We start from the raw sequence: 16929 nt of genomic DNA, 5'->3' as shown, positions 1-16929 counted from the left end.
GTCGCCCTGCTCGCGCGCGGCGGGATGCTGCGGGTCGGTGTCCGGAACCCGCGGATGAGTAAGGGATCCTGACTGATAGCCTCGGCGCGTGCCCACCGTCTCACGCGCCCGCTGGTCGCTCATGGCCCAGTTCGCCCTGTTCGGCCTCATCCAGGTGTCGTGGATGAGCCGAATGCCCTCGATCCGCACCGCGCTCGACATCAGCGCGCTGCAGCTCGGCTCGCTGCTCATCATCGGCGGCATCGGCTCGCTCATCGGCGCGCTCACGATCGGGGCGATCGTCGCCCGGTTCGGCAGTCGCAACGTGCTCATCGCGGGCACCGTCGGCAACGTGCTCGGCTTCGGGCTGGATGCCGCGGGCCTGACGGGCTGGGGACTCGGCTTCTTCATCGCCGGCATGTTCGTGAACGGCGTCTGCGGTGCGTTCATCAACGTGCCGATCAACATCAACGCGGCCGCCGTCGAGCAGCGGCTCGGCCGGGCGGTGCTGCCGCAGTTCCACGCGGCGTTCTCGATCGGCGCCGCGGTCGGCGCCCTCATCGCGGGCGCGTTCGCCTTCGCCGAGGTGCACGTCGCGACGCAGGTCGTGATCGTGACGGCGGTTGTGACCGTGCTGCGGGCGCTGCTCGTGCCGGCGTCGACGGCGTTCACCGCCCGCCCCGGCGTCGTGTCGACCGCGATCGGCTCGGTCGACGCCGCCGCCACCGGCGCCCGCAACCGCCAGGCGGTGCGCTCGGCGCTCGGCGCATGGCTCGAGCCCCGCACGCTGCTGCTCGGCGTCGTGCTGCTCGCCGCCTCGCTCGCCGAAGGTGCCGCGACGACCTGGCTCACCCTGGCCGTCGTCGACGGGTTCGCCTCGACCGAGGCCGTCGGCGCGGTCGCCTACGGCACGTTCGTCGGGGCGATGACGGTGTTCCGCTTCGTCGGCACGGGCCTCATCGACCGGTTCGGACGGGTCGCCGTGCTGCGGTCGTCGGGCGTCGCGTCGCTCGTCGGGCTCGCGCTGTTCGTCTTCGGGCCGAATCTCGCGATCGCGTGGATCGGCATCGTGCTCTGGGGCTGCGGCACCGCGCTCGGCAACCCGATCGCGATCTCGGCGGCATCCGACGATCCGTCTCGCGCGGGGCAGCGGGTGTCGGTCGTGACGTCGTTCTCGACGATCGCGGCGCTCGCGGCGCCGCCGCTGCTCGGGCTGCTGGCCGACGAGGTGGGCGCCCGGTACGCGCTGCTCGCGGTCGGCGCGGTCATGATCCTGAGCCTCTCGGTCGCGGGACAGGTGCGTCGCCGGCCGGCGGAGGTGACGACCGCGAGCGGGGCGACCACCGTCGTCGGGGCCTGAGGCGCCCGATTCCGCCCACCGTGTCAGCGGCCCTCGGCATGATGGGCGTCATGCCGGCGACGAAGTTCGACCCCAAGCGAGAGATCGCGAGCTACACGGCCCCGCGCGGGCGCTTCGAGCTCGTCGAGGTGCCGACGCTGCGCTACGCGGCGGTCGACGGCCACGGCGACCCGAACACCGCGCCCGAGTACGCGGCCGCGGTCGAGGCGCTCTACGCCGTCTCGTACGCGGCGAAGTTCGCGCTGAAGCGCGACCTCGGCCGCGATCACGTCGTCGGCCCGCTCGAGGGCCTGTGGACGGCCGACGACCCGACGACCTTCGTCACCCGCGAGAAGTCGGCCTGGTCGTGGACCATGATGATCTGGCAGCCCGACTGGCTCGACGTCGAGACGTTCGGCACCGCGGTCGAGAAGGCCGCCGCGAAGGCGCCCGCCGCCGGTCGCGTTCAGCTCGAGGCCCTCGACGAGGGGCTCAGCGTGCAGACCCTGCACCTCGGCTCGTACGACGACGAAGGTCCGACGCTCGCACGGCTGCACGACGAGTTCATGCCCGAGCACGGTCTGCGGTTCAATGGGCCGCACCACGAGGTCTACCTCGGCGACCCACGCCGCACGGCGCCCGAGACGCTGCGCACGATCCTGCGTCAGCCGGTCGCGCGCACCGCCTGAGCGGCGCGCGCGACCGGGGCCGCCGGGCTCAGGCCTCCTGCTCGGCGCCGAAGCGCTGCCGCGCCTCGACCGGGATGAGCGGGCGCTCGGCACGGGCTTTGATCTGCTGCACGGCCCACATGTTGCCGTCGGGATCGGCGAAGCCGAAGAAGGTGCCGCCGTCGCGCGGGTCGAACACCTGGATCGGGCTCGCGTCGATGCCGCGCTCGATGAGTTCGGCGCGCGCGGCCTCGGCGTCGGCGACGACGAGCTGCACGCCCTTGAGCGAGCCGGGCTCCATCTCGCGCTGCGACGGCAGCGAGCCGATGACGATCGAGCATCCCGATCCGCGCGGGGTCAACTGCGCGACATCCATGTGCTCGTTGACGGTGCGGTGGTCGAGCTCGAACCCGACGCGATCGCGGTAGAACTCGATCGCCCGGTCGAGGTCGCTCACCGGCACGATGACCACTTCGAGGGTCCAGTCCATGAGGTGCTCCGTTTCTGCGGTGGGCCGCCGCCACGACCTCGGAGATCACCACTCGTTCGGCGCCCCGAAGGGGGACGCGTCCGAATCGGTGGTGTTCTCCGAGATCGTGGCGGTCGGCTGTGGGTAGGTGTCAGCCGGGCGACGGTCAGGCCGCGACGAGGCCGTCGAGCCGGGCGTAGCCCTCGGTGAGGCCGGTCTCCATGCCGCTCGCGACCATGCCGTCGCGGGCCTCGACGGTCGGGTAGACCGAGTGGATGCGGAGCTTCGTGCGACCGCCGCCGAGGTCTTCGAACGTCATCGACTCGATCGCGACGACGTCGGGGTAGCCCTCGAACTCGAAGGTCTGGATCGCGAGCTCGTTCTCGCGCACCGAGTGGAAGGTGCCGTTGAAGGCCCACTTCCCGCCGTCGGTGTCGGTGTGCACGTAGCGGTAGCCGCCCTGGGGCACGAAGTCCCAGCGCTCGATCTCCATCTCGTAGCCGTTCGGCCCGAGCCACTGCTTGACGAGCTCGGGGTCGCGGTGCGCGTTGAACACCGCGGCGACGGGGGCGTCGAACTCGCGCTCGATCTCGATGAAGGGCAGCCCCTCGGGGGCGGTGATGGTGACGGGGTTCGTCATGATCGTTCTTCTTCCATTCGGCGGCCGGCCTCGCCGGCCGCGGGGTCGGATGCCTCGGGCGAGGCCTCCGCGGTGGTGCTTTCGGCGAGCAGCGCGTCCAGTGAGCGGAACTGCTGCTCGTGGATCAACCGGTAGCGGTCGATCCACGCGGTGAGGGCTTCGAGGGCCGCCGGGTCGAGGTGCACCGGGCGACGCTGGGCGTCGCGGGTGCGTGTGACGAGTCCCGCGTGCTCGAGCACCTGGATGTGCTTCGAGACGGCCTGCTTGGTGATCTCGAACGGGTCGGCGAGCTCGTTGACGGTCGCCGGCCCCCGGCTCAGTCGCGCGATGATGCGTCGGCGCACCGGGTCGGCGAGGGCCATGAACGCGCGATCGAGACGGTCGTCCGAGCTCGGGTCCACGATCATCATCCCTCCTCAACCTATTCTTTGATCAACCTTTTGGTTGATTAAGAGATTACGACGCCTCGAGCCCGTCGTCAAGACCTTTCCCGAAGGATGCCGCCGTCACGACGCTTCTCGAAGACCGCGTCTCCGCGAGCGGCACGGATCGGGTCTTGCGGCCCGGGTCGCGAGCGAGAATCATCGGCCGTGACCGCACACCACGACGAAGGGACGCACCATGGCTCGGCTCAACCCGTACCTCAACTTCCAGGACGATGCCCGCGCGGCGCTCGAGTTCTACCACTCGGTCTTCGGCGGTGAACTCACCGTCAGCACCTTCGCCGATTTCGGGCAGGCCGACGACCCGGCCGACGCCGACAAGATCATGCACGGGCAGCTCGAGGGCGAGGGCGGCATCGTGCTCATGGCCGCCGACACCCCGAGCCACATGCCGCCGGCCGCGACGACGAGCAACATCTCGGTCTCCCTGTCGGGCGGCCCCGAGGACGACGCGACGCTCCGCGGCTACTGGGAGAAGCTGCTCGGCTCGGGCTCCGAGATCGTGCCGCTCGAGGTCGCCCCGTGGGGCGACGCGTTCGGCATGTGCGTCGACGGCTACGGCGTGACCTGGCTCGTCAACATCGGCGGCGAGTCGCAGGGCTGAGCGCCGCTTCCACCACGCACGCGAAGCGCGCCCGGGCATTCGGCCCGGGCGCGCTTCACGTCGACTCGGCCGTCAGCCCGCGACGGGCGCCGCCGTGTGCAGCGCGTCGACGACGGGCGCGAGCTCGGGCTGCGCGGATGCCTCGGCGAGCACCCGCTCGAGCGTCTCGTCGTGGATCGGCCGCGCCGCTTCGTAGAGCGCCCGGCCGGCCGGGGTGAGTTCGGTGTAGATGCCTCGGCGATCGTCGGCGCAGAGGATGCGGGTGAGCAGCGCGCGATCTTCGAGACGGTTCACGAGCCGGGTGGTCGCACTCGGGCTGAGCGCGGTCGCGCGCGCGAGCTGCTGCATGCGCATGTGCCAGCCGTCCTGGCGGCTCAGCGCGTCGAGCACGGTGTACTCGACCACCGAGAGGTCGACGGAGGAGCCGAGCGCTCGCTCGAGCTCGGACTCGATGAGCCCGTGCAGGGCCGCGAGCGTGCGCCACCCCTGCGCGCGCACTTCGACGGCGTCGTCGGCGATGCCCATGCTCACTCCTCCTCGAAAGTAGTTGCTTGCGCTTTGTATTTGCGTGTGCAAGTATTTAAGTCGCTCGCGCAATAGAGCGCGTTTGCAACTAATCTTCCTCCACTGTATCAGGAGAACACGCATGCCTCTCGGACTCATCGCCCTCGCCATCGGGGGTTTCGGCATCGGACTCACCGAGTTCGTCATCATGGGCCTCCTGCCCGAGGTGGCCGCCGACTTCGGTGTGAGCGAGGCCGCGGCCGGCTGGTTCATCTCGGGCTACGCGCTCGCGGTCGTCGTCGGCGCGCTCGGCCTCACCGCCGCCACCACGCGCCTCCCCCGCAAGCCCGTGCTCATGGGCCTCCTCGTGCTCTTCATCGCCGGCAACGCGATCTCGGCGATGGCCCCGAGCTACGAGCTCATGATGACCGGCCGCATCATCGCCGCCCTCTGCCACGGCGCGTTCTTCGGCATCGGCTCGGTCGTCGCCGCGAGCCTCGTCGCCCCCGAGAAGGCCGCCGGCGCGATCGCGATCATGTTCACCGGCCTCACCGCCGCGAACGTGCTCGGCGTGCCGTTCGGCACCTTCATCGGCCAGCAGTACGGCTGGCGCGCGACCTTCTGGGCGATCTCGGCGATCGGCGTCATCGCGCTCGTCGGCATCGCGACCCTCGTGCCCGTGCTGCGGACCTCCTCGGCCGCCCCGAGCCTTCGCCGCGAACTCCGCGCCTTCCGCTCGGGCCAGGTCTGGCTCTCGCTCACGGTCACCGTGCTCGGCTTCGGCGGCATGTTCGGCGCCTTCACCTACATCGCCTACACGCTCACCGAGGTCAGCGGCTTCGCCGCCGGGGCCGTGCCGTGGCTGCTCGTGCTCTTCGGCGCGGGTCTCGTCGTCGGCAACTGGGCCGGCGGCCGCCTCGCCGACCGCTCGATCGACGGCACCCTGCTCGCCTTCATCGGCGCCCTCGTCGTCGTGCTCGCGCTGTTCGCCTGGCTCGCGTTCGACCCCGTCGCGACCGTCGTGCTGCTCGTGCTCATGGGCGCCTTCGGCTTCGGCACCGTGCCCGGTCTGCAGAGCCGCATCATGCGCTACGCCGCCGAGGCCCCGACGCTCGCCTCCGGCGCGAACATCGCGGCGTTCAACCTCGGCAACGCGCTCGGCGCCTGGGCGGGCGGCCTCACGATCGCGGCCGGACTCGGCTTCACCTCGCCCATCTGGGTGGGCGCGGCCATCACGCTCGCCGCGCTCGCGGTGATGGCCGTCGCGGCCGCGACAGCACGTCGCACGAGCCGCGCCTCGAACTCGCAGCCGGATGCCTCGGCGCCGTCGCTCCCCGTCACCTCGCCGACTCCCGCCGCAGCCCACTGACCACCCGTCACCGACCCCACCGTCCGACCCCACTACGGAAAGCGAACACCGTGAACCCCATCGTTCCGAACGTCACCCTCAACAACGGCGTGCAGATGCCCCAGCTCGGCTTCGGCGTCTTCCAGGTGCCCGACGCCGAGACGACGGCCGCCGTCGCCGTCGCCCTCGAGGCCGGCTACCGCAGCATCGACACCGCCGCGATCTACGGCAACGAGGCGGGCGTCGGTCGCGCCCTCGCCGAGTCGGGCCTCGCCCGCGACGAGCTGTTCGTCACGTCGAAGGTCTGGAACTCCGACCAGGGATTCGACCAGACCCTGCGCGCCTTCGACGCGAGCCTCGGCAAGCTCGGGCTCGAACAGCTCGACCTCTACCTCATCCACTGGCCGACGCCCGAGCACGACCGCTACGTCGACACCTGGCGCGCGCTCGAGCGACTCTCCGCCGAGGGCCGCGTGCGGGCGATCGGCGTCTCGAACTTCGAGCCCGCCCACCTCGAGCGCCTCGTCGCCGAGACCGACATCGTGCCCGCCGTCAACCAGGTCGAGCTGCACCCGGCCCTGCAGAACCGCGCCACCGTCGCGGCGAACGCCCGCCACGGCATCGTGACCGAGGCGTGGAGCCCGCTCGCGCAGGGCGCCGTGCTCGGCGACGACGCGGTCGTCGCGAGCGCCGCCCGCCACGGCGTGAGCCCCGCGCAGGTCGTGCTGCGCTGGCACCTGCAGCAGGGCCGCGTCGTGATCCCCAAGTCGGTGACGCCTGCGCGCATCGCCGCGAACCTCGACGTGTTCGGATTCGAGCTCGCCGCCGACGAGCTCGCCGCGATCGACGCCCTCGAGCGCGACGGCCGCACCGGCCCCCACCCGGTGGAGTTCAACGCCGCCTGATCGGGCCGAGACGACGGATGCCGCGGCGCCGGCCCTGCGAGGGGCGCGACGCCGCGGCATCCGTTCGTGAGGCGGCCTCGCCGCCCGGGCTCAGTCGAAGAGCTCGGAGAGCCAGCTCTCCTTCTTCTTCTTGCGGTAATAGCCCTGGTCGCCGTAGCCGCGGTTGTCGTACGGCTGCTGGTACTGCTGCTGGCCGTAGGCCGGCTGCTGGGGCTGCTGCGGGGGCGCAGCCGGGGCCTGCGGTGCGGCCTGGCCGCCGCCGAACTCGCGGCTCGCTCGCTCGACGATCTTGTCGAGCTCGCCGCGGTCGAGCCACACACCTCGGCACGTCGGGCAGTAGTCGATCTCGATGCCGCTGCGCTCGCTCATCACGAGCACGGTTCCGTCGGTGGGGCACTGCATGGGGGCTCCTTCTCCTGGCGGGATGTTCGGTGACTCGAATCTATGGGCTGAAGCTCTGAGACCGCTCAGCGTCCGGCCGCGTCGGCCGCGACGCGGAGGTCGGCGACGAACGCGGCGAGCGCGGCCTCGCGTTCGTCGGGGTCCTCGATGCGCAGGAGCGAGGAGGGATGCACGGTCACGACGGTCGGCGCGGGCAGGCCGGCCGTGTCCGACGGCGGCGGGAGCACCCGGCCGCGCAACTCCCCCACGCGCGCAGGATGCCCGAGCACGGCTCGGGCGGCCGTCGCGCCGAGCGCCACCACGACGGCGGGATCGACCGCCTCGAACTCGGACACGAGCCAGGGCCGGCAGGCGACGATGTGCCCGACCGCGGGCTTCTCGTGGATGCGGCGCCTGCCGCGTCGCTCGAACCGGAAGTGCTTGACCGCGTTCGTGAGGTACACCCCATCGCCGGCGATGCCCGCGGCCTCGAGCGCGCCGGCGAGCACGCGCCCCGCCGGCCCGACGAACGGTTCGCCTTCGCGATCCTCGCGGTCGCCGGGCTGCTCGCCGACGAGCATCAGCCGTGCGGCCGGCCCGCCGCGCGAGAAGACGACCTGGGTCGCCTCGCGCCAGAGCTCGCAGCCGCGACAATCGGGCGCGGCGGCACGCAGGGCACCGATGTCGCCGTCCTCGGGAACCCATTCCTCGGCGCCCGGCCGTTCGGGCCGCTCGGTCATGACCGCAGGATAGGCGCCGGCACGGCGGGCCGTGAGGGGGTTGCGCCGCTCCGCAGACGACGAACGCCGCCGCGGCGGAGGCCACGGCGGCGCATTCGTGCGAGCGAGAACTAACCGATGACGGTGATGTTCTCCGCCTGCAGGCCCTTCGGGCCGCGGGCGGTCTCGAACTCGACCTTCTGGTTCTCCTCGAGCGAGCGGTACCCGCCCGACGTGATCGCGCTGAAGTGCGCGAAGACGTCGGCCGAGCCGTCGTCGGGGGCGATGAAGCCGAAGCCCTTGTCGGCGTTGAACCACTTGACGGTTCCGGTTGCCATATTCATTTCCTTCTGTAGAGCCGCGCCGCCGAAGCGGCTGCGGCGTGCACGACCCGGAGATCGTGCGGGGTTCCGGCGACGACGTCCGCCGCCGGAAGCGTGTGGAGTTCAGACCCGGCGGAAGCGGTTCACCATCGGGCAGTCGAACGGGTCGCGCGCCGAGAGGCCGACGCGGTTGAGGTACTCGATGACGATGCCGTACGAGCTCATCAGGGTCGTCTCGGTATAGGGCACCCCGAGGGTGCGGCAGTGCTCGCGCACGATCTCGCGCGCCCTGGCGAGGTGCGGCCTGGGCATGTTCGGGAACAGGTGGTGCTCGACCTGGTAGTTGAGCCCTCCGAGCAGGGCGCTCGCCCACAGCCCGCCCGAGATGTTCCGCGAGGTGAGCACCTGCTTCGAGAAGAAGTCGAGCTTCGCATCGGCCGGGATGAGCGGCATGCCCTTGTGGTTGGGGGCGAACGACGCGCCCATGTAGATGCCGAACACGGCGAGTTGGACGCCGATGAAGGCGAACGCCATGCCCAGCGGCAGCATCCAGAAGATCGCCCCCAAGTACACCGCGAACCGCGCGGCGATGAGGCCGAGCTCGAGCCACCGGCCCTTCACCGGCCCCCGGTCGAACAGGGTGCGGATCGACCGGACGTGCAGGTTCACGCCCTCGAGCGTGAGCAGCGGGAAGAACAGGTAGCCCTGCTTGCGCGTGATGAGCGCGAGGAGCCCGCGCTGCCGGCGGGCATCGGCCTCGGTGAACGAGATCGTGTCGAACTCGATGTCGGGATCGCGGCCGAGCTTGTTCGGGTTCGCGTGGTGCCGCGTGTGCTTCGTCATCCACCACGAGTAGCTGATGCCGACGACGCCTGCCGCGAGGATGCGGCCGATGCGGTCGTTCGCGGGCCCCGACTCGAGCACCTGGCGGTGGGAGGCCTCGTGGGCGAGGAAGGCGAACTGCGTGAAGATCAGGCCGAGCGCGCCGGCCATGAGCAGCTGGAACCAGGAGTCGCCGAGCAGGATGAATCCGGTGATCGCACCGCCGAGGGCGAGCACGAGCACGGAGACGAGGGCGAGGTAGAACCACCGGGTGCGGTTCAGGAGGCCGGACTCGCGAACGACCCGGGAGAGGGCGGTGTAGCTGCGCGTGATGTCCGCGGAGCCGGTGCGGGGCTTCGTCGCCCGGATCGCACCGAGTGATTCGGTGTGAGAGATGGTGGTCCCAGCTGTCGTCGACTTCCCAGCCGGGGATCACGGGCGAATGCCCGCTGAAGATGCCTCCGAGCCTACGCGAACCCGAATGGGAACGTGCTGGGAGACGACGAACGCCGCCGCGGCACGAGCCGCGACGGCGTTCTGGGAGCCGGCGCCTAGACGGCGCGGATGTTCTCCGCCTGCAGGCCCTTCGGGCCCTGTGCGACCTCGAACTCGACCCGCTGGCCGTCTTCGAGCGAGCGGTAGCCCGAGCCCGTGATCGCGCTGAAGTGCGCGAAGACGTCGGCCGAGCCGTCGTCGGGGGCGATGAAGCCGAAGCCCTTTTCGGCGTTGAACCACTTGACGGTTCCGGTTGCCATACTGCTGTCCTTCTGTCGTGCGGGCCGCACCTGCGACCCGATGCGATCGACTCTCGATCGCTGCTCGGGCGACGGGTGCCGCCCCAGCGAGGGGCGAGTGGCGGGGTTGCGCTCGCGCATCCGCCGGCTCGTATCGGGTCATGCCACGCGGATCGGTCCGCCTCCGGGCAATCAGATGGAGGCGCGGGCGTCTGCCCGCATGATGGAGGAATCAGTGAACGCAACCCTATCTGCTCAGGCGCGCGGGCACACCCGGTCGCGACCGGATCGTGACATTCGGCGTGATCTCGGGCATCGCCGACGGTTCCGCATTCTCAGGACACTCTGTGGAGAATCCAGCCCGCTCGCAGCCGTTCGAGGGCACAATCGAGGAATGGATCGCCGCCCCCTCGGTCTCGTCGCTGCCGCCTACGCAGCGATCGTGCTGTGGGTGACGATCGGCCCGGCACCGTGGCGCACCGCGAGCCACCAGCTCGACGGCGGCATCCTCAACCCCGACGCGTGGACGGCTGCCGTCACCTGGACGACGGGCTACATCGCCGAGATCGCGTTCAACGTCGCCCTCTTCGTTCCCATCGGCGCCCTCGCGGCACTGCTCATCGCACGTCGGCGCTGGCCGCTCGCGCTCGTCGCGGGCTTCGCGTTCGCGACCGTGATCGAGCTCATCCAGGTGCCCGAGCCCGACCGCATCTCCGACCCGCGCGATCTCGTGATGAACACCGCCGGCACCGTGGTCGGCGTCGTGCTCGTGCAGACCGCGCGGATGGTGCGCCAGGCCGGCGCGGTCGCCGCGTCCGAGGTGCTCTCGCCGACCGAGGCGATCGACGCCGCGATCGAGGCGGGCGAGCTCGAACCTCCGGCGACGCACGTGGCGACGGAGCGGCCGTCGCACCACGAGCCGGCGCTCGCCGCCATGGGGAGTTCTGCCGATCGCGCGGCCTGACCCGCGGACGTACACTCAGCGGGTGACCTCCTCCGCCGCGCCCGCGAACGCCGACCGGCGTCGCGCCGGCTGGTACGACGACGAGGCGGATGCCTCGGCGCTGCGCTACTGGGACGGCCGAGGCTGGACCCCGCACACGGCACCGAAACCGGTCGCGCACGCGGAGTCCGCGCCCGAGGCGCCGGATCCCGTGCTCGCCGCACTCGCCGCGCCCGCGGCGTCGGCCCCGCTGGAGCCGGTCGCCCTCCCCCGCTCCGAACCGGTGCTCGCCGGTGCGTTCGCCGACGTGGCATCGGCAGGCGACGTCGGGATCGACGCGCCGATGACGCACACCGTGCGACTCGTGCCCGAGCACACGACCGTGCCGACGCCGAACGCCGGCCCCGTGGCATCCATCTCGGTGTACGGCGCCGAACCGGTGCACCCGCGCGACGCGCTCTCGGCCGGCCAGGTCGCACTGCTCGTGCTCGCCGCCCTCGCGGCGGGGGCGCTCACCCTGTCGATCGTCTCGACGATCGCGATGATGCTGCTCGCCTGAGCGGGGCCGCTCGACCGACAACCCCTTGACAGCGCGGCCCTCGCTCGCGAGAGTTCGAGCATCGAGGAAGAGGGGGCGATGACCACCTTCGGCATCGAGGAGGAGTTCGTCTTCCTCGACCCGCAGACGCTGCGTCCGGTCGACGTGGCCGACGAGGCGTTCGCGCACCTCGCCGCAGAGCCGGCATGGAAGGCCGTGGCGCACCGCGAGTTCCTCGCGGCGCAGGTCGAGCACGCCTCGGCGGTGTTCGAGACGACCGACCAGGCGCTCGCGGCACTGCTCGGATTCCGCCGCGAGGTCGAAGCGGAGGCCCGGAAGTTCGGCGTGGTCGTCGCGAGCGTGGGCAGCCCGCCCGACGCGCTGCCCTTCCCGACGATCACCGACACCCCGCGCTACCGGCGCATCGTCGACGACATGGAGGGCGTGATCGCCGACCACCAGATCCAGGGCCTGCACGTCCACGTCGGCGTGCCCGACCGGGACCTCGCGATCCGGGCGTTGAATGCGACGCGCTGCTGGCTGCCGCTCCTCGCCTCGCTCACCGGGAACTCGCCGATCTGGCGCGGCCACGACACCGGGTACGAGAGCTGGCGCAACGTCGGCCTCCGCCGCTGGACGACGACGGGCGCACCGCCGGAGTTCCGCGACGCGGCCGACTACGACCGTCGGCTCGAGCGGTTGATCGGCGTCGGCGGCACCGAGGACCGGGCGGTCGTCATGTGGACCGCACGCCTCTCGTCGCACGTGCCGACCGTCGAGGTGCGCATCGCCGACGCGCAGCTCGAGGCCGACGAATCGGTGCTCGTCGCGGCGCTCTGCCGCGCGCTCGTCGAGAGCGTCGTCGACCCGGTCGACGGTGCCCGCGGGGCCAGCGCGGTACTGCCCGACGAGTCGGCCGCGCCGGGGCCCGAACTGCTCAACGCGGCGCTCCTGCACGCGGCGCACCGCGGACTCACGACGACGGTCCTCGACCCGGTGCTCGGCGAGCTGCGGCCCGCGGCCGAGGTCGTCGACCGCGCGCTCGACCGCCTGGGGCCGGCGCTCGACCGCCGCGGCGACGCCGAGTTCGTGCGCCGCGGTCTCGCGCGACTGCTCGACCACGGGACCGGCGCCGTCCGGCAGCGGGCCGCGTTCGCCCAGTCGGGAATGCCGGGATTGCGCGAACTCTACGCGGCGACGTTCACGGCCGAATAGGGCGGGTCGGCCGCTTCGGCCGCTACGGCCGCCACGGTCGCCGCCCTATAACAGGAAAATCCGCCCAGCACCTCCGTATACGGGCGTGCTCGCGCGCTCATCCTGTTCAAGCGCGGACCGATCGTCGTTCCGGCGTCAGCAACCGGGGCCGGAGGGGTTCGCCCGGCAGTCGCCGTTCGTCAGCACCGTGTCGACCTCGCCCACGAGCACCCGAGTCGGCTCACCCGCGACGGTGAGCACTCCGGAGATGGGCCGCCAGCCCGAGCCGCCGAACCGGTACTCGGCTGACAGTGCGACCTCGAGCGTGACGGTGTACTCGCCGCGCTCGGCGTAGGCGTGGCTCGTGTCGGTCGCGGAGAACTCCTCGACGCCGAGGTCGGCCCAGCTCGCTCCCGGTGAGGTGCTCTGCACCACGCCGCCGTCGCTGTGCACCCAGCGGTACGCGACCGGCGTGAACCGCACCTCGGCGCGCCGCCCGAGGAGCGTGCCGGAGACGACCTCGGGCTGCTCGACTTCCGCGACGAAGTTCGCCGGGACGCCCACGACGGCCCACCCGTCGGGCTCCATCACGGCGACCGGCGGGGTCGGGCGGAACGAGGCGATATCGCGCAGGGTCACCACGACGGGGCCGCCCGGTCTCGTCGGCGTGGGCGGCGGTGCGGGTTCGTTCAGACGAGAGCAGTCGGCCTGGAAGTTCGCGTCGCACAGCCGGTCCCACTCGGGACCCGACCAGATGTCGAGCGATCCCGGAGGCCCGAGGTCGATGACAGTCTCGCCGGAGCCGGTGTCTCCGCCTATATCGTCGCCCGCACTGTTGCGGTTGCCGCCATCGGTGCCGGTCTGCTCGGCCCAGATATCGACGCGCCCACCGTCTGTAGTAGCACCGGTGTCGTTCGAGCAAGAGCCGCTGTTGATCTGGCTAATGGAACACGCGAAGGCGGCCTGTTCCGCGGCCGTGACACTTAGGCAAACGGTTGCTGTAGCGAGGAGCACTAACAGAAGTCGTCGCCGGACCATAGCTCGCTCTCATTCAGACGCAGATCATCGGCGCCACTACCAACAAACGAGAGCGAGAGAGGAACGACCGCGTCTCGATCGGCTGGCGTGATGTCCTTTCCGCTGTTGTCGATAACCTTCGTCGTTCCGACACCAACACACGCATATATCTGGACCTCTACCGGCGGGCCATCTGACCATCGAACAATCGACGGCGACTCAAGTGAGTTACGGCCCACCACGCGGTATCCCTTTTCGGCGAGATTCTCGTAGTTCTGAATTTCGTCTTCTGCGTAGGCTTCGGTGACGACCTCCAAGACGCGCTCGGGATCACGGCCTCCTGCTTCACCGATGACCTGAGAGACATCGATGTACGCCTCATACGCCGCCACCGCCGCCGCGAGCGCCTCCTCGTCCGACGCGAAGATCGGGGCGGCACTCTCGCTCGGCGCCGTCGTCGGCGACGGCTTCGGCTCGGGCGTGCACGCGCTCAGCGCGAAGACCAGCACGCCGGCGAGGCCGGCTGCGGCGAGCGCGGTGGCTCCCGGGCGTGAGATCGACATGGCGACCACCCTAGGCGAGGCGAATGCGCGGCGAGCGAGTTATCCACAGGGTGGGCGGTGGTCCGAGGGGCCCCTCGGCGCTACCCGACGGGCAGCGGCGAATCAACCGCTGGCGGCGACCCGCGCACGCGCGCAAGATGGGCGCATGCGCAGGATCACGGTCACGAACCACGTATCGCTCGATGGCGTGATGCAGGCGCCCGCGAGCCCCGACGAGGACCGGCGCGGTCACTTCCCCTACGGCGGTTGGGCCGTTCCCGACAGCGACGAGGTGCTCGCCTCCGAGATGTCGGCCGGAATGGGCGAGGGCGGAGCCATGCTCTTCGGCCGCCGCACCTACGAGAGCATGGCCGCGTTCTGGCCGCACCAGACCGACGGCAATCCGTTCACGACCTATCTCAACGCCGCCGAGAAGTTCGTCGTCTCGCGCGATCCGCACATGCGGCTCGCCTGGCAGAACTCGCGGCTGCTCGTCGGCAATGCCGCCGACACGGTCGCCGAACTCAAGCAGACCGACGGCGACGACCTCGGCATCCTCGGGAGCGGCGAACTCGTACGCTCGCTCGCGGCCGCCGAGCTCATCGACGAGTACGTGCTGATCATCCATCCGATCGTGCTCGGCACCGGGCAGCGCCTCTTCGGCGACACGCACCAGCGGCTGGAGCTCACGCGCAGCGTGAGCACGCCGAAGGGCGTGATCGTGGCGTACTACCGGCCGGTCTGAGGGGGATGCCTCGGGGCGATGCCGACGGCGGGGGCGGTGGTTTCGATACGCGTCCTCCTTCGTCGGGCGCTACTCAACCGACCGGAGCTTCGTCGGGCGCCACTCGACCGACCGGAGCTTCGTCGGGCGCTACTCGACCGACCGGAGCTTCGTCGGGCGCTACTCGACCGACGCGAGCTACTCGACCGCCGGGATCACGCGCGGGCGACGAGCGCGGCGAGGTCGGTGCCCGCGGGCAGCACGCCGTAGTTCCATCCGCCCTCGCCGCCGAGCCGCGTGCGCGCGAACGCATCGGCCACCGGGTCGGGCGCGTGACGTGCGAGCAGCGACGCCTGCAGCAGCACCGCGAGGCGCTCGGTCAGCTCCCGCGCCTGCAGCGCGGCGAGCCCGGCGCCGTCGCTCGCGAGCGTCGCACCGAGCGAACGCACATGGGCCTGCGCCGAGGCGAGGCCGGCATCGAACGCCGGTGACGACCCCGCCGCCCGCCCGACCTCCGCGAAGAACGCCTCGAACGCCTCGGGCTCGCGGGCGAGCACGCGCAGCACGTCGAGCGCGATGACGTTGCCCGACCCCTCCCAGATCGCGAGCAGCGGCTGCTCGCGGTAGCGCCGCGCGAGCGGGAACGCCTCCGTGTATCCGTTGCCGCCGAGGCACTCGAGCGCCTCCGCCGCGTGGCCCGCCCCGCGCTTGCAGACCCAGTACTTCGCCACGGCCGTCGCGAGCCGCCGGAACGCCTGCTCCGAGCCGTCCGCATCGGTGTCGAACGCGCGGGCGAGCCGCATCGCGGTCCACGTCGCGGCCTCCGACTCGAGCGCGAGGTCGGCGATCACCGCGGTCATCGCGGGCTGGTCGACGAGCCGCGCGCCGAACGCCTCGCGGTGCCGCACGTGCCACGCCGCCTCGGCGACGGCCTGTCGCATCCCCGCCGCCGTGCCGATGACGCAGTCGAGGCGCGTGCGCGTCACCATCTGCACGATCGTCGCGACGCCGCGCCCCTCGTCGCCGACGAGCCACGCCGTCGTCCCGTCGAACTCGATCTCGCTCGACGCGTTCGACCGGTTCCCGAGCTTGTCCTTCAGTCGCTGGATGCGGAAGACGTTGCGCGATCCGTCGGGCAGCACGCGCGGCACGAAGAAGCAGCTGAGCCCGTGCGGCGCCTGCGCGAGCACGAAGAACGCGTCGCTCATCGGCGCGCTGCAGAACCACTTGTGGCCGGTCAGCGCGTACTCCGCGCCCCACGACGGCATCATGCCGTCGCCCGCTCGGCGCTCGGCGCGCGTCGTGTTGGCGCGCACATCGGAGCCGCCCTGCTTCTCGGTCATCGCCATGCCCATGAGCGCCGACGGCTTCGCCGGCGCGTCGGTCCCGCCGAGGGCCGGGTCGTACGCGCGGCTCAGCAGCCGAGGCATCCAGTCGTCTCGAAGGCCGGATGCCGCGAGCTCGAGCGTCGGCACGGCGGCATGCGTCATCGACACGGGGCAGGCGTGGCCCGGCTCGACCTGCGCGAACAGGAGGAACGCCGCGGCGCGGTCGACGTTCGCCCCCGGGCCGGGGTCGGCGACGGCTCCCGTGTGCGCGCCCGCGCCGACGGCCGCGGCGATCACGCGATGATACGCGTCGTCGTACTCGACCTCGTCGATGCGGCGGCCCCAGCGGTCGTGGGTGTTCAGCACGGGCGGGTGCGTGTTCGCCCGCTCGGCGTCGCGCCGGAAGGCGGCCGAACCGACTCGGCGGCCGATCTCCGGGAGGCCGGCGGTGTGCACCGAGGCATCCCGCCCCCAGGTCGCGACCGCCTCGACGAACGGCGCGTTCGTCGCGTACTCGTCGACCGCCTCGCGCGGCGGAACCTGGTTCTGCACCTCGTGCGTCTGCGTCATCGTCGACCTCCACCGTCATTCTGCTCGTTCGCGCCGGGTTTCGAGACGTCGCTGGGCTCCGCCTCGACCCAGTCGCTTCTCGACCGACCGGGGTGGTCCCGATACGGCGCTTCGCGCCTGCTCGATCGGCCGGTGGCGTCGGATTTCGCCCTCGGTGAACGGAGTGGGTCGGATGCCCCGGTCCGCTTGCGTCCC

Annotated in this window: 20 protein-coding genes and 1 pseudogene; 9 read left to right on the top strand and 12 right to left on the bottom strand. The window is 71.3% G+C overall.

Annotation, left to right across the window (positions count from 1 at the left end):
* The first annotated feature begins 88 nt into the window (after positions 1–88).
* Both AC3RJ7_RS02250 and AC3RJ7_RS02245 read left to right on the top strand, forming a co-directional pair.
* The gene (locus AC3RJ7_RS02250; protein WP_491454230.1) at positions 89–1339 is read left to right on the top strand and encodes an MFS transporter; all 1251 of its coding nucleotides are present in this window, start codon (positions 89–91) and stop codon (positions 1337–1339) included.
* Positions 1340–1389: 50 nt separating this feature from the next.
* The gene (locus tag AC3RJ7_RS02245) at positions 1390–2007 is read left to right on the top strand and encodes a GyrI-like domain-containing protein (protein WP_491454229.1); all 618 of its coding nucleotides are present in this window, start codon (positions 1390–1392) and stop codon (positions 2005–2007) included.
* 28 nt (positions 2008–2035) lie between these two features.
* On the opposite strand, the gene AC3RJ7_RS02240 is transcribed toward AC3RJ7_RS02245, so the two are convergent.
* The 3 genes from AC3RJ7_RS02240 to AC3RJ7_RS02230 all read right to left on the bottom strand — a co-directional run bounded on the left by AC3RJ7_RS02240 (position 2036) and on the right by AC3RJ7_RS02230 (position 3502).
* On the bottom strand, positions 2036–2476 hold the full coding sequence (locus AC3RJ7_RS02240; protein WP_491454228.1) for a VOC family protein: 441 nt from the start codon (positions 2474–2476) through the stop codon (positions 2036–2038).
* A gap of 145 nt (positions 2477–2621) precedes the next feature.
* On the bottom strand, positions 2622–3095 hold the full coding sequence (locus tag AC3RJ7_RS02235; RefSeq protein ID WP_491454227.1) for an SRPBCC family protein: 474 nt from the start codon (positions 3093–3095) through the stop codon (positions 2622–2624).
* On the bottom strand, positions 3092–3502 hold the full coding sequence (locus tag AC3RJ7_RS02230; RefSeq protein ID WP_491455213.1) for an ArsR/SmtB family transcription factor: 411 nt from the start codon (positions 3500–3502) through the stop codon (positions 3092–3094). Before AC3RJ7_RS02230 ends, AC3RJ7_RS02235 begins: the two co-directional genes overlap by 4 nt.
* A 214-nt stretch (positions 3503–3716) precedes the next feature.
* On the opposite strand from AC3RJ7_RS02230, the gene AC3RJ7_RS02225 reads away from it, so the two are divergent.
* A complete protein-coding gene (locus AC3RJ7_RS02225) occupies positions 3717–4142 on the top strand; it encodes a VOC family protein (protein WP_491454226.1) in 426 nt (141 codons plus the stop codon).
* Positions 4143–4214: 72 nt separating this feature from the next.
* Here the strand turns inward: AC3RJ7_RS02225 and AC3RJ7_RS02220 are convergent, their stop codons facing one another.
* Positions 4215–4667 (bottom strand): MarR family winged helix-turn-helix transcriptional regulator, encoded by a 453-nt coding sequence (locus AC3RJ7_RS02220; protein ID WP_491454225.1) that lies wholly within the window; start codon positions 4665–4667, stop codon positions 4215–4217.
* A gap of 121 nt (positions 4668–4788) precedes the next feature.
* On the opposite strand from AC3RJ7_RS02220, the gene AC3RJ7_RS02215 reads away from it, so the two are divergent.
* Both AC3RJ7_RS02215 and AC3RJ7_RS02210 read left to right on the top strand, forming a co-directional pair.
* On the top strand, positions 4789–6015 hold the full coding sequence (locus AC3RJ7_RS02215) for an MFS transporter (RefSeq protein ID WP_491454224.1): 1227 nt from the start codon (positions 4789–4791) through the stop codon (positions 6013–6015).
* Between the two features lie 95 nt (positions 6016–6110).
* Positions 6111–6899, top strand: coding sequence for an aldo/keto reductase (locus tag AC3RJ7_RS02210; RefSeq protein ID WP_491455212.1), 789 nt, complete (start codon positions 6111–6113; stop codon positions 6897–6899).
* Between the two features lie 90 nt (positions 6900–6989).
* Here AC3RJ7_RS02210 and AC3RJ7_RS02205 read toward each other — a convergent pair whose 3' ends face one another.
* The 5 genes and pseudogenes from AC3RJ7_RS02205 to AC3RJ7_RS02185 all read right to left on the bottom strand — a co-directional run bounded on the left by AC3RJ7_RS02205 (position 6990) and on the right by AC3RJ7_RS02185 (position 9899).
* Complete coding sequence (locus AC3RJ7_RS02205) at positions 6990–7301, bottom strand: TFIIB-type zinc ribbon-containing protein (protein ID WP_491454223.1); 312 nt, start codon at positions 7299–7301, stop codon at positions 6990–6992.
* A gap of 65 nt (positions 7302–7366) precedes the next feature.
* Positions 7367–8062 (bottom strand): annotated as a pseudogene (locus tag AC3RJ7_RS02200) (UdgX family uracil-DNA binding protein); the annotation flags it as partial.
* A gap of 68 nt (positions 8063–8130) precedes the next feature.
* On the bottom strand, positions 8131–8337 hold the full coding sequence (locus AC3RJ7_RS02195; protein WP_491454222.1) for a cold-shock protein: 207 nt from the start codon (positions 8335–8337) through the stop codon (positions 8131–8133).
* Positions 8338–8445: 108 nt separating this feature from the next.
* Entirely contained in the window at positions 8446–9540 is a 1095-nt protein-coding gene (locus AC3RJ7_RS02190; RefSeq protein WP_491455211.1) for a fatty acid desaturase family protein, read from the bottom strand.
* Positions 9541–9695: 155 nt separating this feature from the next.
* Entirely contained in the window at positions 9696–9899 is a 204-nt protein-coding gene (locus AC3RJ7_RS02185) for a cold-shock protein (protein ID WP_231429943.1), read from the bottom strand.
* Between the two features lie 373 nt (positions 9900–10272).
* Between AC3RJ7_RS02185 and AC3RJ7_RS02180 the strand changes: the two genes are divergently transcribed.
* From AC3RJ7_RS02180 to AC3RJ7_RS02170, 3 genes are all read left to right on the top strand, one after another.
* A complete protein-coding gene (locus AC3RJ7_RS02180; protein WP_491454221.1) occupies positions 10273–10842 on the top strand; it encodes a VanZ family protein in 570 nt (189 codons plus the stop codon).
* Between the two features lie 22 nt (positions 10843–10864).
* Positions 10865–11380 carry a DUF2510 domain-containing protein gene (locus tag AC3RJ7_RS02175; protein WP_491454220.1) on the top strand — a complete coding sequence of 172 codons (516 nt, stop codon included), beginning with the start codon at positions 10865–10867 and terminating at the stop codon, positions 11378–11380.
* A gap of 78 nt (positions 11381–11458) precedes the next feature.
* Positions 11459–12574 (top strand): carboxylate-amine ligase, encoded by a 1116-nt coding sequence (locus tag AC3RJ7_RS02170; protein ID WP_491454219.1) that lies wholly within the window; start codon positions 11459–11461, stop codon positions 12572–12574.
* A 135-nt stretch (positions 12575–12709) separates the two neighbouring features.
* Here AC3RJ7_RS02170 and AC3RJ7_RS02165 read toward each other — a convergent pair whose 3' ends face one another.
* A complete protein-coding gene (locus AC3RJ7_RS02165) occupies positions 12710–13192 on the bottom strand; it encodes a PKD domain-containing protein (protein ID WP_491454218.1) in 483 nt (160 codons plus the stop codon).
* 374 nt (positions 13193–13566) lie between these two features.
* Entirely contained in the window at positions 13567–14133 is a 567-nt protein-coding gene (locus AC3RJ7_RS02160) for a hypothetical protein (protein ID WP_491454217.1), read from the bottom strand.
* A gap of 145 nt (positions 14134–14278) precedes the next feature.
* Between AC3RJ7_RS02160 and AC3RJ7_RS02155 the strand changes: the two genes are divergently transcribed.
* A complete protein-coding gene (locus tag AC3RJ7_RS02155) occupies positions 14279–14857 on the top strand; it encodes a dihydrofolate reductase family protein (protein WP_491454216.1) in 579 nt (192 codons plus the stop codon).
* A 194-nt stretch (positions 14858–15051) separates the two neighbouring features.
* Here the strand turns inward: AC3RJ7_RS02155 and AC3RJ7_RS02150 are convergent, their stop codons facing one another.
* Positions 15052–16734, bottom strand: coding sequence for an acyl-CoA dehydrogenase family protein (locus tag AC3RJ7_RS02150; RefSeq protein ID WP_491454215.1), 1683 nt, complete (start codon positions 16732–16734; stop codon positions 15052–15054).
* Between the last annotated feature and the right edge of the window lie 195 nt (positions 16735–16929).

This window comes from Agromyces solani, assembly GCF_058349925.1.
The sequence above is the reverse complement of the archived record's forward strand: the minus strand, read 5'-3'. Positions and strand labels throughout refer to the sequence as shown.